This is a genomic window from Amycolatopsis iheyensis, assembly GCF_024703995.1.
GTDB classification, from domain to species: domain Bacteria; phylum Actinomycetota; class Actinomycetes; order Mycobacteriales; family Pseudonocardiaceae; genus Amycolatopsis; species Amycolatopsis iheyensis.
The window spans coordinates 239,846-255,525 of the sequence record NZ_JAMXQV010000003.1; the positions used below are offsets into that span (position 1 = coordinate 239,846).

The window sequence follows — 15,680 nt, forward strand, 5'->3', positions numbered from 1 at the left end:
GCTTTCCCATGTCCGAACCCGCTGCCGCGACCCTGCTGATCGACGGCCGGTGGCGCCCGGCCCCGGCGGTGTTCGAGGTCGTCGACCCGGCGAGCCTCGACGTCATCGGCCACGCCTCGGACGCCGGCGCCGAGCACGCGCGCACCGCTCTCGACGCCGCCGCCGCGGCCTTCCGGGGCTGGGCCGACACGGACCCCGAGACCCGCGCCGGTCACCTCCGCGCCGCGGCGGGCACCATCCGGGCGCGGGTCGACGAGCTGGCCGGGCTGCTCACCCGGGAGAACGGCAAGCCGCTGGGCGAGGCCCGGGGCGAGCTGGTGAACGCCGCCCGGATGCTCGAGTGGGCCGCCGAAGAGGGACGCCGCGCGAACGGCCGGGTGACGCCCTCGAGCGCGGCCGGCCCCGGGCTGGTCCTGCGCAGCCCGGTCGGCCCGGTGCTCGCGATCACGCCGTGGAACTTCCCGGCCAGCATGCTGATCCGCAAGGTCGGCCTCGCCCTGGCCGCCGGGTGCCCGGTGCTCGCGAAGCCCGCCGAGCAGACCCCGCTCATCGCCACCGCGCTGCTGGAGATCCTGCAGGACACCGGGCTGCCCGCCGGCGTCCTGCAGTCCCTGACGACGGCGAACCCCGCCGAGCTGGTCGAGGAGCTGCTGGCCGACGACCGGCTGCGCAAGGTCAGCTTCACCGGCTCCACCGAGGTCGGCCTGGGCCTGCTGCGGCGCACCGGCGCCGTGCTGCGCCGCACGTCGCTGGAGATGGGCGGGCACTCGCCCGCGATCGTCTTCGAAGACGCCGACCTCGACGCCGCCGCGACCGCGCTGGTCATGGCGAAGTTCTTCAACGCCGGTCAGAGCTGCACCGCGCTCAACCGCCTGTACGTCCACCGGAGCGTCTACGACGACCTGCTCGCGCTGGTCGAGAAGAAGACGGCGGCCCTGCGCGTCGGGCGCGGCGACGCCGAGGGGGTCGGCGTCGGCCCGCTGATCGACGCGGCCGGTCTGGCCAAGGTCGAGGCCCAGGTCGCCGACGCGCTCGGCAAGGGCGCCCGCGTCGTCGTCGGCGGAACGCGCTGGGAGCCTGCGGATCCCGCGCTGCGCGGGCACTTCTTCCAGCCCACCGTCCTCGCGGACGTCACCCCCGAGATGCGGATCTCCCGCGAAGAGACCTTCGGGCCGGTGCTCGCCGTCGCGGCCTTCGAGGACGACGACGAAGCCATCGCCCTGGCCAACGCGACCGAGTACGGCTTGGCCGCCTACGTCTTCGGCGCCGACCTGCGCCGCGTCTGGCGCGTGCTCGACCGGCTGGACTTCGGCGTCATCGGCGTCAACGACCCCGCGCCGGTCCGCCCGGAACTGCCCTTCGGCGGGCAGAAGAACTCCGGCCAGGACCGCGAAGGCGGCAGCGAAGGCATCGAGGCCTACACCGAGGCCAAGGCCGTCGCCCTCCGCTTCTGATCCCCCGAAAGGACCCTGATGACCACCACGACCGACGCACCCGCGCCGTCGACCGCCGAGCTGGCCGACCTCGACCGGCGCCGGCTGATCCACCCGCACACCGTGCTCGGCGCCCCCGCCGAGCCGCTCGTCCTCGACCGCGGTGAGGGCGCGCTGCTCTGGGACACCGAGGGACGGCAGTACATCGACGGCACCTGCGGCCTGTGGCAGTGCCCGGTCGGGCACGGCCGCGCCGAGCTGGCCGCCGTCGCCGCCGCGCAGATCGGCCGCCTGGAGTTCTATTCGTCCTTCGGCGACTACTCCAACGCGCCGTCGATCCGGCTCGCCGACCGGCTGCTGTCCCTCGCCCCCGCCGGGCTCGAGCGCGTCTTCCTCACCAACGGCGGCTCCGAGGGCAACGAGACCGCGATCAAGCTCGCGCGGCTGGCCCACCACCACGCCGGCGCGCCCGAGCGCACCGTGATCCTCGCCCGCACCGGCGGGTACCACGGCATGGGCGGCGGTTCTCTGGCCGCGACCGGCATCGACGGCCTGCGCGCCGGCTACGGGCCACTCGTCCCGGGCGTCGAGTGGCTCGGCAAGCCGCACGGCATCGAGCATGGTCCCGAGGCGACCGACCTGCTCGTCGCCGAGCTGGAACGCCGCATCGCCGAGATCGGCGCGCACCGCATCGCGGCGTTCATCGGCGAGCCCGTCCTCGGCGTCGGCGGCATGGTGCCGCCGCCGGAAGGCTATTGGCCGCGCGTGCAGGAAGTCCTGCGCCGCCACGGGATCCTGCTCATCGTCGACGAGATCGTGACGGCGTTCGGGCGCACCGGGCACTGGTTCGGCAGCGAGCACTTCGGCATCGAGCCGGACATGGTCGTCCTCGCGAAGGGCCTCACCAGCGGCTACATCCCGATGGGCGCGGTGCTGATCGGCCGCCGCGTGCTGGCGCTCGCCGACGGCGCGACCTTCCTGCACGGCTTCACCTACAACGGCCACCCGGTCGGGGCGGCGGTCGCGCTGGCCAACATCGACATCATCGAGCGCGAGAACCTCCTGGAGCGCGCCCGCGTCCTCGGCGGGCGGCTGCGGGAGCGGCTCGAACCGCTCACCGGGCTGCCGCACGTGCGTGAGGTCCGCGGCGTCGGGCTGATGCTCGGCATCGAGTTCGACGCGGGCACGCCGACCGCCGGAGTCCAGGCGGGCTGTCGCGCCGACGGCGTCGTCGTGCGCGCGTCCGGCGCCAGCATCGTCCTGTCGCCGCCGCTGGTGATCACCGAAGACCAGCTCGACACGCTCGCCGACGTCCTTTGCCGGCACGTCGCCGCGGCCGCGGGCTAGGGGAGGGACCGTGCGGATGCCAAGGGTGCTGTCTGCGGCGGTGCTGCTCCTGGCCACCGGGTGCGCCGTGTCCGAGGGCGGCGAGAACTCGCTGGTCTTCGTCTCCTACGGCCAGGGCGCCTACCAGGCCGGCCAGCGGTCGGCCTGGCTGAACCCCTACACGGCCGAGACCGGCACGACCGTCACCATCGACGGCCCGTCCAGCACCGCCAAGCTCAAGGCGATGGTGGAGGCGGGCAAGGTGACCTGGGACGTCGTCGACACCGAAGCCTCGGTGGCGGCGCAGACCTGCGGCACGCTCGTCGAGCCGGTCGACCTGGGCCCGCTCGCGGCGTCGTTCCCCGAGAACACGCTGACACCGTGCGGTGTCCCGGACGCCTTCTTCGGCATGACGTTGATGTACAACGCCGACGTCTACCGCGACCACCCGCCCGCGAAGCTGGCCGACTTCTTCGACCCCAAGGGTTTTCCCGGCCGGCGGATCATCTACGGCGGTGACCCGAGCGTCGGGACGCTGGAGGCGGCGCTGCTCGCCGACGGCGTCCCGCGCGAGCGGCTCTACCCGCTCGACGTCGCCCGCGCGCTGAAGGTGTACGACCGGGTCCGCCCGGAGCTGAGCATCAGCAGCACCTACGGCGACCAGCAGCAGCGGATGGCCGGGGGACAGGCCGACATCGCGCTGATCGTCAGCGCCCGCGCCTACTCGCTGCTCAAAGCCGGGGCCACGCAGTGGAAAGTGGTCTCCGGGGTGCCGATCCCGGTGACGTGGGACGTGCTGGTGGTGCCGAAGGGCTCCCGCCGGGCGGAGAAGGCGAAGGACCTCATCCGCTTCGCGTCCCGGCCGGCGCAGGCCGCCGCGTTCGCCGAGCAGGCGGGCATCGGGCCGGCGAACACCGCCGCGGACCCGCGGTACCCGGAAGCCGCGCGGGCGCTGGACGTCTGGGGCGAGGACAAGGAGGACCTGCGTGTGCTCAGCGACGTCCGGTGGTGGGCGGCGAACCGGACCCGGGTCGTCAAGACCTGGTCGGACTGGATGACCGGATGACCGCCGTGCTCCCGGGCCGGGCCACCGCCGCCCCGCCCCGCTCCCGTGCCTCGTGGCTGCTGCTGCCCGCCGTCGCGCTCCTGCTCGTGTTCTTCTGCTTCCCGCTGGCCGTCATCCTGTGGCGCAGCTTCACCGAACCGGACTTCGGCGTCGGCAACTACCTCGCCGTGCTCGGCGACGAGGTCCAGGTCCGGGTCGTGCTGCGGACCCTGCGGACGGCCGCGATCATCACCGTCGCGACGCTCGTGGTCGCCTACCCGTACGCCTACGCCATGAGCCGGGTCGGCCGCCGCGCCCGCGGCTTCCTGACCCTGCTGGTGCTGATGCCGTTCTGGACGAGCGTGATGGCCCGCAACTTCGCCTGGTACGTCCTCGAACAACGCGGCGGCGTCATCGAGAAGGCCTTCGACGCCATCGGGATCCACGGCGTCGCGCTGCTGGGCTCGGTCACCGGCGTGACCGTCGCGATGGTGCAGGTGATGCTGCCGTTCATGGTGCTGCCGCTGCAGAACACCATGCTCGGCATCGACCGCGGCCTGCTGCACGCCGCCCGCAGCCTCGGCGCTCGGGGCCCGGTCGCGTTCCTGCGCGTCTACCTGCCGCTGTCGCGGCCCGGCGTGCTCGCCGGCGTCTCGGTCGTGTTCATCATGTCGCTGGGCTTCTACATCACCCCGGCGCTGCTGGGCACCCCGCAGCAGGCGCTCGCCGCGCAGGTCATCGGCACCCAGGTCAACGACCTGCTCGACTTCGCCGGCGCGGGCGCGCTCGGCGCGATCCTGCTGGTGGTCACGCTGGTCGTGCTCGCGGTCATCGGCCGCGTCGCCGCGCCGGTGGCCACCAGCGCGGCAGGAGGGACCGACCGTGGCTGACACCTTCGTGCGCGCTCGCCGCGAGCGCTCCATCGGCTGGGGCCTGCGGGTGTGGGTGGTGCTCGTCGGGTTCGTCCTCGTCGTGCCGACGCTCGTGGTGATCCCGATGAGCTTCGGCGCCGGTTCGACGTTCCAGTTCCCGCCTGACGGGTGGTCGTTGCGCTGGTACGGCGAGTTCTTCGGCAGCGGGCAGTGGCTGGCCGCGCTGGCCAACTCCGTCCAAGTGGGACTGCTCGCCGCGGCGCTGGCGACGGTCGTCGGCGTCGCCGCCGCGTTCGGGCTCGACCGGGCCCGCTTCCGCGGCCGGGCGATCGTCCGCCAGGTGCTGATGGCCCCGATGATCCTGCCCGGGATCGTCGTCGCCGTCGCGGTGTACGGCGTGTTCCTGCGCTGGCAGCTCAACGGCACGATGCTCGGCTTCGTGCTCGCGCACGCCGTGCTGGGGATCCCGTTCGTGATCACCTCCGTGCAGACCAGCCTCGCCGGCTACGACCCGACGATGGAACGGGCCGCCGCGAGCCTCGGCGCGACCCGGTGGCAGACCCTGCGGACGGTGGTGCTGCCGCTGATCGCCCCCGGCGTCACCGCCGGGTTCGTGTTCGCGTTCGCGACGTCGTTCGATGAGGTCGTCATCGCGTTGTTCCTGCAGACCCCGGACATCAAGACCCTGCCCGTGAAGATGTACGAGTCGATCGTGCTCGAGATCGACCCGACCATCGCCGCGGCCTCCAGCCTGATCGTCGTGTTCACGACCGCGTTGCTGCTCGTGCCCCAGATCCTTCGCCGACGGAGCCACCATGACCGATGACACCCGCGGGATCACCACCGCGCACGTGACCAAGGCCTACCCCGGCGTCGGCCGCCCGGCGGTCGACGACGTGTCGTTGCACATCGCCGACGGCGAGTTCATGACGTTCCTCGGCCCGTCGGGCTCCGGCAAGACGACCATGCTGTCGATGATCGCCGGGTTCACCCCGCTGAGCGCCGGGTCGATCACCGTCGACGGCCGCGAGATCTCCCGGCTCAAGCCGCACCGGCGCGACCTCGGCGTGGTGTTCCAGCAGTACGCGCTGTTCCCGCACATGACGGTGGCCCGCAACGTCGCGTTCGGGCTCGCCCGCCGCGGCCGGCCGCGGGCCGAGATCGACCGGCGGGTCGCCGAAGCGCTCGCGATGGTCGACCTCACCGCGGTCGCGGATCGCTTTCCCCGCCAGCTTTCCGGCGGGCAGCAGCAGCGCGTCGCGCTGGCCAGGGCGGTCGTGTACGAGCCCCGGGCGCTGCTGATGGACGAGCCGCTCGGGGCGCTGGACAAGAAGCTGCGCGACCAGCTGCAGCGCGAGATCGCGCGGATGCACCGGGAGCTGGGCATGACGTTCCTGTTCGTCACCCACGACCAGCAGGAGGCGCTCACGCTGTCGGACCGCATCGCGGTGTTCAACGACGGCCGCATCGAGCAGGTGGGCACGCCCGAAGACCTCTACGAGCGGCCGGAAACGCTGTTCGTCGCCCAGTTCATCGGCGAGTCGAACACGCTGCGCCTGACACCGGGCGAGGTGACGATCGTGCGCCCGGAGCGCGTCACCCTCCACAGTGGAACAGATCCGGTCCCGAGTGGACACCAGCGGGCCGGGGCCACCGTCACCGACGTCGTCTACGTCGGCGACCACACCCGGGTCTGGCTGCGTTACGGCGACGGCGCCCGCGGCTGCGCGGTCCTGCCGGCCGGCGCGGCCCACGACCACCGGCCCGGGCTGGCGGTCGCGGTCGCGTGGCACCCGGCGCACCAGGCCGTCGTCCCGGATCCGGTGAGCACGCCGGAGCTGGCCGGAAGCGCCGCCGGATGAGTGCGGAACTGCTGCTGCGCAACGGGATCGTTCATGGTGCCGAGGGGTCCGCGACCGCGGTCCTGGTCCGGGACGGCGTGATCGCGGCGCTCGGCGACGAGGCCACCGCGGCGGCGTCTCCGTCGGCCCGGGTGGTGGAGCTGGCCGGCCGGACGGTGGTGCCCGGGATCAACGACGCGCACCTGCACCTGGTGTGGCACGCGCTCAGCGGACCCGAGTTCTGCGTCGACCTCTCGGCCGCGGCGAGCCTCGACGCCGTCGCCGCGGCACTGGCGACCGCGCCGGCGGGGGAGTGGATCGTCGGGCGTGGCTGGCGGGAACCGACCATCGCCGAGTTCGCCTCCGGGGCCGCGGCACCCGGGCGCGCGTGGCTGGACGGCGTCACCGGGGACCGGCCGGCGGTGCTGCACCACGCGTCCTCGCACTCGGTGTGGGCCAACAGCGCCGCGCTGCGGCGAGCCGGGATCACCGCCGCGACACCGGATCCGGTGGCCGGGGAGATCCGGCGCGACGACCACGGCGAGCCGACCGGCCTGCTCGTGGAAAGCGCGCAGGACCTCGTCGCGCGGCTGCTGCCGCGGCCGGGCCGGGCCGAGCGCCTCGACGCGATCGTCCGCGCGATGGCCCGGCTCAACGCCCTCGGCGTCACGAGCGTGACCGACCCGATCGTCACGCCGGAGCTGTGGCGGGACTACCGCGACCTGCACGCCGCCGGTCGGCTGACCGTGCGGGTGAACGCGTTGCGGCACTGGGACTGGCCGTCCCCGACGACGTCCGCCGAGCGCCTGGCCGCCAACCTGGAGAGCGCCCCGTTCGGCGGCGACGACCTGCTGCGGGCGGGCGGGATCAAGCTCTTCGCCGACGGCGTCCCGACCCACTGCACCGCCTGGATGCACCAGGCCTACCCGGGCGGCGGGCACGGCGGCCTCGTCACCGAAGGCGACGGCGTCGAGGACCGCGTCCGCTCGCTGCGGCGGCTCGTGGCGCTGGCCCATCGCCACCGCGTCCAGGCCCAGATCCACGTGACCGGCGACCGCGCGGCCGACGCCGTGGTCGACGCGATCGAGGCCGCCCGGGCCGCGGACCCGTGGCCCGGCGCGCGGCACGTGCTCATCCACGGGACGTTCCTGACGCCGGCGGTGCACGAGCGGCTGGCCCGCACCGGGACCGGGGTGATCACCAGCTCGCTGATGCGCACGTTCAGCGGGCCGTCGATGGTGCGCACCGTGGGCGAAACCCGCTGGGCGCAGGCATTCCGGGCTCGCGCGCTGCTGGACGCCGGCGTGGTGACGGCGGACAGCTCCGACGCCCCGGTCACGAACCCCGACTGGCGCCGCGGAGTGGCGACGTTCACCGGCGCCCCGGTCCCGAACCGCTTCGCCCGGCCCGCCGACGCCGATCTCCTCAGCCGCGAAGAGGCGTTCCGGCTGTGGACGTCGGGCCCGGCTTGGCTGGAGTCCGCGGAGCGGCGCAAGGGCAGTCTGGCGGTCGGCCGGCTGGCGGACTTGGCGGTGTTCGAGGGCGATCCGTTGACGGTGCCCGCGGCCGAGCTGCTGCGGCTGCGGTCGACGTTGACCGTGCTCGGCGGCCGTGTCGTGACGTCGTGATTCAGCCGGTGCGGGGGAGGACGCCCAGCAGCGCGGCGCCGAGTCCTTGCCGGAGCGCGTCGCGCAGGTCCGAGCCCACCACCGCCAGCGACGGGTCGGCCTCGTAGACCGCGAGGACGGCGGGCGGCGGCGGGCAGTAGGCCGACAACGCGCCGGCCAGGACCATCGTGAGCAGGCAGAACGGCTGTGCGCCGTCGCCGAGTTCGGGCAGATGGCGGTGAATCAGATCGGTCATGGTCGCCAGGGCTTCGAGTGAGGTTCGCTTGTGGCGCAGGGCGACTTCGAGGGTGATGTTGTGCTCCAGCACGCCACCTTGGGCGCCGAACAGGTCGCACAGCACGGGCCGGTCGGCCAGCGAGCGGCTGAGCGTCTCGGCCAGCCGCGCGGCCCGCTGCTCGGCGGGCAGGTTCGCGTCGACGCCGGCGGCCAGTTCGGCGGGCAGCTCGGCCAGCCAGGTCTGCAGGAAGTAGTCCAGCAGCTCGAGCAGCACCGCCTCGCGTGACTCGAAGTACCGCGACAGCGCCGACTTCGCCAAGCCGGCGCGCCGGCTCAGCTCGTTGAGGCTCACGTCGGCCACCGGCATCTCGTCGAGCATCGACGCGGCCGTGTCGAGGATCGCCCGGCGCCGGATCTCGCGCTGCTCCTCGCTGCGCGCCCGCTGGAAGGTCATGACCACCAGCCTAGCTTAGGTACCACCGGTCCCTTGACAGTGTACCGTCGGTCCCTTATCTTCGACCGCAGTAATGTACTGGTGGTACATAAGGAGCAGGTCATGAAGTGGACCGAACAGGAAGTTCCCGGGCAGCGTGGCCGGGTGGCCGTGGTGACCGGCGCGAACACCGGCCTGGGCTTCGAAACGGCCCGGGTGCTCGCCGAGCGCGGCGCGTCCGTGGTGCTCGCCGTGCGCGACGTCGAGAAGGGGAAGCGGGCCGCCGCGCGGATGAGCGGCGAGGTCACCGTGCAGGCCCTGGACCTGGCGTCGCTGGACTCGATCCGCGCCGCGGCGGCCGGGTTGCGCGACCGGTTCCCGCGGATCGACCTGCTGATCAACAACGCCGGGGTGATGTACACGCCGAAGCAGACCACCCGCGACGGCTTCGAGCTGCAGTTCGGCACCAACCACCTGGGGCACTTCGCGCTCACCGGACTGCTGCTGGACCTCATGCTGCCGGCGGCCGGCTCCCGGGTGGTGACGGTCAGCAGCGTCGGCCACCGCATCCGGGCCGCGATCCACTTCGACGACCTGCAGTGGGAACGGTCCTACAGCCGCGTCGGCGCGTACGGGCAGGCCAAGCTCGCCAACCTGCTCTTCACCTACGAGCTGCAGCGGCGCCTCGCGGCGCACGGCAGCACCGCCGCGGTCGCCGCGCACCCCGGCGCGTCCGACACCGAGCTCGCCCGCAACGCCCCGGCGCTCGTCCGCCTGCCGCTGACCTGGCTCGCGCCGGCGATCACCCAGAAGGCGTCGATGGGCGCATTGCCCACCCTGCGCGCGGCCACCGACCCGGCCGTCCTCGGCGGCCAGTACTACGGCCCCGGCGGCCGGTTCGAGGCCAGGGGATATCCGCGCCTGGTCACCTCGAGCGCCCAGTCCTACGACGACGGCTTGCAGCGTCGCCTCTGGGCCGTGTCCGAGGAGCTGACGGGCGTGAAGTTCCCCGTCTAGGCGTGCGCGCGGCGCAGGCGTTCGCGAGCGTCTACTTCGGACAGTGACAGCACGGGGTGCCCGGCCGCGTGCTGGAACTTGGCGTCGTACGCCCGGGTCCAGACGCCCGCCGCCCACGAGCGTTCGCGTTCGTCGGTGTCCAGCGGCCGGCCGCGTGCGCGGCCATATGCGGCGAGGAACCGTTCGGTGTCTTCGACGGTGGCCGATCGGTCCGGGTCGACGGTCGAGTACAGCGCGGCGGCGAAGCCGACCAGGACCGCTTCGCTTTCGGTGATCACGCTGTCCCAGTCGTGCACCACCAGCAGGTCGTCGCTGCTCCAGCGCAGGTTGCCGGCGAGCCAGTCGCAGTGGCCGATCACCGGGTCGGACCCGCCGGCTCGCAGCCGGTCGCGGGCCCGGCGGCCGGCCTCGTCGATCCACTCCGCGCCGGGCACCGCGTCGAGGTCGAGCGCACGCTCCTCCGGGGTCGGCCACAGCCTGTCCTCGCCCTGGTCCCAGTCCGCCCACGACGGTGCCGGGTCCAGTGTGGACACTTCGGCCGGCCGGGGCGCCAGCCGGATCAGCCGCGCGAACGCCTCGGCGAAGACCGAGGCCGCACGGTCGGCGCCGGGGAGCGCGGCGCCGCCCGGGACGTAGGTTTCCGCGGTCGCGACGTCGTCGCCGAAGGCGAGGGCGTCGGTGAGCGGCCGGGGGCACGGGTACCCGGCCTGGAACAGCCGCCGCTGGACGTCGACGCACGCCGCGACCCGCGGCGACCGCGGCCGAACCTTGACCACCACCGCGCGGCCGTCCGCCAGCCGGAGCCCGAGGACGACGGAAAGGTGCCCCGAGCTGAACAGTTCTTCGACAGGTGAGCTGCCGAGGTGGTCGAGGCACCACCGGGCGAGGTGGTCGGGATCCACGACACGCTCGCGAGCCGGCACCGGGGGATGGTCGCACGGGCTGGTCGCGCGCGCCAACCCCTGGTTCATCAGGTCACCTGCTTGTCTGAGGAGTTGTCAGGCGCTAGGGTCGGCATCGTGATGTGGGACGTGCTGCTTCTTCGTCGCCACGGCGGGGTCTGATCCGACCGGCTCCCCGCCGTGGGTCGTCGTGCGCGCCGGTCGTCGCCGGACTTCGGAGGAGCCACAACCATGTCCTGGAACAAGCAACGCCCGTCGGGGATGCCCTCGCACCGCTACCGGAACGTGTACGACCGGGTCGCCGTGCCGCTCACCGGCCGGAGCTGGCCGGTCCGCGAGCTGACCGCCGCGCCGCTGTGGGTGCCGGTCGACCTGCGGGACGGCAACCAGGCCCTCGCCGAGCCGATGGACCCCGCGCGCAAGCGGCGGTTCTTCGAGCTGCTGGTGCGCATGGGCTACAAGGAGATCGAGGTCGGCTACCCGTCCGCCTCGCAGACCGACTACGACTTCGTCCGTCTGATCGCCGAAACCGATCTCGCGCCCGAAGACGTCACCGTCGTCGTGTTCACCCCGGCCCGGCGCGACCTGATCGAACGCACGGTGGAGTCGATCCGCGGCGTGCGCAACGACGTCGTCATCCACCTCTACACCGCGACCGCGCCGACGTGGCGCGACGTCGTGCTCGGCCTGGACCGCGCCGGGCTGCGGGAGACGATCACCGCCGCCGGCCGCGACGTCCTGGCGCTCGCCGGCGACCTGCCGAACGTGCGGTTCGAGTTCTCGCCGGAGGTCTTCAACCTGACCGAGCCGGACTACGTGCTCGAGATCTGCGACGCGGTGACCGGGCTGTGGGACGCGGCGCCGGACCGGCCGGTGATCCTCAACCTGCCGGCGACCGTCGAGATCGCGACGCCGAACGTGTACGCCGACCAGATCGAGTACATGCACCGCAACCTCGCCCGGCGCGAGTCGGTGATCCTGTCCGTGCACCCGCACAACGACCGCGGCACCGGGATCGCGTGCGCGGAGCTGGCGGTGCTCGCCGGCGCGCAACGCGTCGAGGGCTGCCTGTTCGGCAACGGCGAGCGCACCGGGAACGTGGACATCGCCACGCTCGCGCTCAACCTCCACGCGCAGGGCGTGGACCCGATGATCGACTTTTCGGGCATCGACGAGATCCGCCGGATCGTCGAAGACTGCAACCGGATCCCGGTCCACGAACGGCATCCGTACGTCGGCGATCTGGTGCACACGGCGTTTTCGGGGACGCACCAGGACGCCATCAGGAAGGGCCTCGCCGAGCACCGCGCGCGGGCGGCCGCGAGTGGGATCCCCGAGCACGAGCTGGCGTGGCGGGTGCCGTACCTGCCCGTCGACCCGGCCGACCTCGGCCGCGGCTACGAGGCGGTCATCCGGGTGAACAGCCAGTCCGGGAAGGGCGGCATCGCCCACCTGCTGGAGACGGGGTACGGCGTCGAGCTGCCCCGCCGCCTGCAGATCGACTTCGCCCGGCACGTCCAGCGGCACACCGACCTTGGTGGGCAGGAGGTCACCGCCGCGCAATTGTGGGCGTTGTTCCACGAGGTCTACGCGCCCTCCGGTCCGGTCGTGGTGGCGGAGTTCGCGACGGCCTCGACGGCGGCCGGCCGCACCGTCGAGGCGGTCACCGGGCTACTCGCCGATGCCGGGCACGGAGTCGACGTGCTGTCGCTGACCCAGCAGTCCCTCGAGGCGGGGAGCGCTGCCGAGGCGATCAGTTTCCTGGAGTACCGCCACCACGGGCGAGCCGCTTGGGCGGTGGGGACGGGGGACTCGGTGCCCGCCGCCACGATCGCGGCCGTGGTCGCGGCGGCCAACCGGCAGGCGGCGGATCGGGTGCCGGTGCGGTGAGGTCAGCGGCTCAGCGGGCCGCGGGTTGCCGAACGGCTCGGGCTGCCGATCGGCTGTCGTGTCGCCGTGACCGCGGCGGATGGTGGTGGCGCGGGCGATGATGGCTCAGTGGTCCGCGACTGCGGGTTGCCGAACGGCTCGGGCTGCCGATCGGCTGTCGTGTCGCCGTGACCGCGGCGGACGGTGATGGCGGGGCCGATGGCGGCTCAGCGGGCCGCGACCGCGGCCTGCCGCCCAGCGCGGGCCACCCACCGGCCGTCGTGGCGGCCCACCTGGATCGGGTGCTCGAAGGCCGCCGAGACGTGCTCGGTCGTGACGACCTCGGCGGCCGGGCCGGCCGCGACGACCCGGCCGTGTGCCACCAGCATGGCGTGGGTCGTCGTGGCCGGGAGCTCCTCCAGGTGGTGGGTCACCAGGATCGACGCGACGGCCGGGTGGGTTTCGCCGAGCAGGTCGAGGGTTTCGATGAGCTGCTCGCGCGCGGCGACGTCGAGCCCGGTGGCGGGCTCGTCGAGCAGCAGCAGCCGCGGGTCGCAGCTGAGCGCCCGCGCCACCAGCGCCCGGCCGCGCTCGCCTTGCGACAACGTCGGCCAGCGCTCCTCCGCCATCCTCGTCAGGCCGAGGCCGCGGATGAGCGCGTCGGCCTTGACGAGGTCGTCGGGGGTGGGGCGCCAGCGGGGCGGGAGGTCGACGCTGCCGGTGATCCCCGTCAGGACGACCTCGCGCACGGTCAGCGGCGACCGCAGCGGGTGGCGCGGGTTCACGTGCCCGATCGCGCGGCGCAGCGCCTGCAGCTCGACCCGGCCGAGGCGTTCGCCCAGGACGTGCACCGTGCCCGTCGTCGGGTGGGTCACCGCGCCGCAGAAGCCGAGGATCGTGCTCTTGCCCGCGCCGTTCGGGCCGAGCAGCGCCCAGTGCTCGCCGGACCGCACCGTGAAGCTCACGCCGTGCAGGATTTCCTTGCCCTGCCGGCGGAACGTGACGTCGGACAGCGCCAGGACGGGCCTCATGAGAACGCTCGCTTCAGTGTCGTCAGGTGGGCGCGGCTGTGCGCGGCCGCCGCGGCCGCTTCGCGGTCGGCGATAGCCGTCACGAGGTCGGCGTGGGCGGCGTGGTCGGTGTCGTGCGACGTGCCGGGCGGGCGGACGCGGAGCATGTCGACCATCGCCTTGCGGATGCGCGGGATGAAGCTGTCGAACAGGTCCACGAGCACGTCGTTGTGCGCGGCGACGATCACCGTGCGGTGGAACGCCGTGTCGGCGTCGACGTACTCCTCGAGGGGCTGGTCCCGGAACGCGCGCCCGTCGAGCGCCCGCCGGATCGCGCGCAGTTCGGCGGGTGTCCGGCGCTCGGCGGCCAGGGCCGCGGCCTCGGCCTCGATCGCCACCCGCGCCTCGATGACGGCGAGCACGGACGCCCGGCGCAGCACCGCGTCCCGGTCCTCGCCTGCTTCGAGCGCGGTGACGAAGACACCCGCGCCCTGCCGGGAGTCCAGCACGCCCTTGGCGGCGAGCTCGCGCACGGCCTCGCGCAGCGTCGAGCGTCCGACGCCCAGCTGTGCGGCGAGCGCGGCTTCGCTGGGCAGCTTGTGCCCGATCGGCCACTCGGCGGCGCGGACGCGCTCCAACAGCGCTTCCGCCACCTGCGTGGCCAACGGACGGCGTTGCACCGGGGGCACCGGACCTCCTCGAGCTGACGTTTGGTCGTCAGCTTATCTGAGGAGTCGCGCGGTCCGCGACGAGCTTGCGCGCCGCACGCGTCCCGCGCGGGTCGTTCCAGCCCAGGACCCCCACCACCGTGTCGTCGCGCAGGTACGCCGCGACGAACTTGCGGTCTTCGAACGTGCCGTCGAGGACGCTCACCCGGGCGTCTTCGGGGAAGATGCCGTAGGCCTGGATCTTCGTGTCGTACTGGTCGCTCCAGAAGTACGGCACCGGTGCGAAGGGCTTCGCCTCGCCGACGATCGCGGCCGCGACCGCCATGCCCTGCTCGGTCGCGTTCATCCGGTGCTCCAGCCGCAGCCGGACGCCGAAGTGGCCGTTCGGCCACGACGCGACGTCGCCCGCCGCGTACACCCCGGGCGCGGCCTGGCCGTACTCGTCGCACTCGACGCCGTCGCCCAGCGGCAGGCCCGAGCCCTTGAGCCAGCCGGTCGCCGGGATCGAGCCGACGGCGACGAGCACCAGGTCGGCGTCCACAGTGGACCCGTCGGCCAGCTCCACCCCCACGACCCGCCCGCCGCGGCCGAGGAACCGGGCCACGCCGGTGCCGCAGCGCAGCCGGGTGCCGTGGTCGCGGTGCAGCCGGCCGACCAGCTCGCCGATCCGGTCGCCGAACTGGCGCCGCATCGGCACCGGGAGCGGGTCGAGCAGCGTGACGTCCAGCCCCATCGCGCGGGCCACGGCGGCGACCTCGGCGCCGAGGAACCCCGCGCCGACGACCACCACCTTCGGGCCGGCGAGCAGCCCGGCGCGCAGGGCGAGCGCGTCGTCGAGGATGCGCAGCCGGTGCACGCCGTCGAGGTCGGCGCCGGGCAGCGACCGCGGGGTCACGCCGGTGGCGACGACCAGGGTGTCGAAGCCGAGCCGAGTGCCGTCGTCCAGGGAGATCCGCCGCGTGGCGAGGTCGAGGCCGGTCGCCCGGTGGCCCAGCAGCAAGGTCGCGTCGAGCCCGGCCAGGACGTCCGGTTCGCGAAGCCGGACGCGTTCGGGCGCCCACGTGCCGGCCAGGATCTGCTTGGACAGCGGCGGCCGGTCGTAGGGCAGGTGCGGCTCGGCGCCGACCAGCGTCAGTTTCCCGGCGTAGCCGCGTTTGCGCAGGTTCTCGGCCGTGGTCAGGCCGGCGGCGGACGCCCCGGCCACGACCACGTGCCGAGTGCTCATTCCTCGATCCGGATGGCCAGCGCCGGGCAGATCGCGGCCGCCTCGCGGACGTCGGCGGCGACTTCTGCCGACGGGTTTTCCTGGAGCAGCACGGCGATCCCGTCGTCGTCCTGGTCGAAGACGGTGTCCGCGGCGAGCACGCACTGCCCGGACGCGACGCAGGCTTCCTGGTCGACGATCACCTTCATGATTTCC

Annotated in this window: 15 protein-coding genes; 9 read left to right on the plus strand and 6 right to left on the minus strand. The window is 73.3% G+C overall.

Annotation, left to right across the window (positions count from 1 at the left end; translation table 11 throughout):
* Positions 1-8 precede the first annotated feature (8 nt).
* Genes M8542_RS08320 through M8542_RS08350 form a run of 7 tightly spaced genes read left to right on the plus strand, consistent with a single transcriptional unit; the run spans position 9 to position 8,145 of the window.
* A complete protein-coding gene (locus M8542_RS08320; protein WP_257919441.1) occupies positions 9-1,454 on the plus strand; it encodes an NAD-dependent succinate-semialdehyde dehydrogenase in 1,446 nt (481 codons plus the stop codon).
* A gap of 18 nt (positions 1,455-1,472) precedes the next feature.
* Complete coding sequence (locus M8542_RS08325; protein WP_257919442.1) at positions 1,473-2,780, plus strand: aminotransferase family protein; 1,308 nt, start codon at positions 1,473-1,475, stop codon at positions 2,778-2,780.
* A gap of 16 nt (positions 2,781-2,796) precedes the next feature.
* The gene (locus tag M8542_RS08330) at positions 2,797-3,825 is read left to right on the plus strand and encodes an extracellular solute-binding protein (protein ID WP_257919726.1); all 1,029 of its coding nucleotides are present in this window, start codon (positions 2,797-2,799) and stop codon (positions 3,823-3,825) included.
* A complete protein-coding gene (locus M8542_RS08335) occupies positions 3,822-4,694 on the plus strand; it encodes an ABC transporter permease (RefSeq protein WP_257919443.1) in 873 nt (290 codons plus the stop codon). Before M8542_RS08330 ends, M8542_RS08335 begins: the two co-directional genes overlap by 4 nt.
* Complete coding sequence (locus tag M8542_RS08340) at positions 4,687-5,502, plus strand: ABC transporter permease (RefSeq protein ID WP_257919444.1); 816 nt, start codon at positions 4,687-4,689, stop codon at positions 5,500-5,502. The genes M8542_RS08335 and M8542_RS08340 overlap by 8 nt, the downstream gene beginning before the upstream one ends.
* Entirely contained in the window at positions 5,492-6,538 is a 1,047-nt protein-coding gene (locus M8542_RS08345) for an ABC transporter ATP-binding protein (protein WP_257919445.1), read from the plus strand. The genes M8542_RS08340 and M8542_RS08345 overlap by 11 nt, the downstream gene beginning before the upstream one ends.
* Complete coding sequence (locus tag M8542_RS08350) at positions 6,535-8,145, plus strand: amidohydrolase (protein WP_257919446.1); 1,611 nt, start codon at positions 6,535-6,537, stop codon at positions 8,143-8,145. Before M8542_RS08345 ends, M8542_RS08350 begins: the two co-directional genes overlap by 4 nt.
* A 1-nt stretch (position 8,146) precedes the next feature.
* On the opposite strand, the gene M8542_RS08355 is transcribed toward M8542_RS08350, so the two are convergent.
* A complete protein-coding gene (locus tag M8542_RS08355; protein ID WP_257919447.1) occupies positions 8,147-8,815 on the minus strand; it encodes a TetR/AcrR family transcriptional regulator in 669 nt (222 codons plus the stop codon).
* Between the two features lie 102 nt (positions 8,816-8,917).
* Here M8542_RS08355 and M8542_RS08360 point away from each other — a divergent pair, with 102 nt between their 5' ends.
* A complete protein-coding gene (locus M8542_RS08360; RefSeq protein WP_257919448.1) occupies positions 8,918-9,811 on the plus strand; it encodes an SDR family NAD(P)-dependent oxidoreductase in 894 nt (297 codons plus the stop codon).
* Here M8542_RS08360 and M8542_RS08365 read toward each other — a convergent pair.
* Positions 9,808-10,782, minus strand: a complete 975-nt coding sequence (locus M8542_RS08365) for a phosphotransferase family protein (protein ID WP_257919449.1) — start codon at positions 10,780-10,782, stop codon at positions 9,808-9,810. The two genes, M8542_RS08360 and M8542_RS08365, sit on opposite strands and share 4 nt — an antisense overlap.
* A 162-nt stretch (positions 10,783-10,944) precedes the next feature.
* Here M8542_RS08365 and M8542_RS08370 point away from each other — a divergent pair, with 162 nt between their 5' ends.
* Entirely contained in the window at positions 10,945-12,603 is a 1,659-nt protein-coding gene (locus M8542_RS08370; RefSeq protein ID WP_257919450.1) for a 2-isopropylmalate synthase, read from the plus strand.
* Between the two features lie 206 nt (positions 12,604-12,809).
* Here M8542_RS08370 and M8542_RS08375 read toward each other — a convergent pair whose 3' ends face one another.
* From M8542_RS08375 to M8542_RS08390, 4 genes are read right to left on the minus strand one after another with little or no spacing between them, the layout of a single operon-like run.
* The gene (locus M8542_RS08375; RefSeq protein ID WP_257919451.1) at positions 12,810-13,613 is read right to left on the minus strand and encodes an ABC transporter ATP-binding protein; all 804 of its coding nucleotides are present in this window, start codon (positions 13,611-13,613) and stop codon (positions 12,810-12,812) included.
* Positions 13,610-14,281 (minus strand): FadR/GntR family transcriptional regulator, encoded by a 672-nt coding sequence (locus M8542_RS08380; RefSeq protein WP_257919452.1) that lies wholly within the window; start codon positions 14,279-14,281, stop codon positions 13,610-13,612. Before M8542_RS08380 ends, M8542_RS08375 begins: the two co-directional genes overlap by 4 nt.
* Positions 14,282-14,309: 28 nt before the next feature.
* A complete protein-coding gene (locus M8542_RS08385) occupies positions 14,310-15,485 on the minus strand; it encodes an NAD(P)/FAD-dependent oxidoreductase (protein ID WP_257919453.1) in 1,176 nt (391 codons plus the stop codon).
* Positions 15,482-15,673, minus strand: coding sequence for a ferredoxin (locus M8542_RS08390; protein WP_257919454.1), 192 nt, complete (start codon positions 15,671-15,673; stop codon positions 15,482-15,484). Before M8542_RS08390 ends, M8542_RS08385 begins: the two co-directional genes overlap by 4 nt.
* Positions 15,674-15,680: the final 7 nt, after the last annotated feature.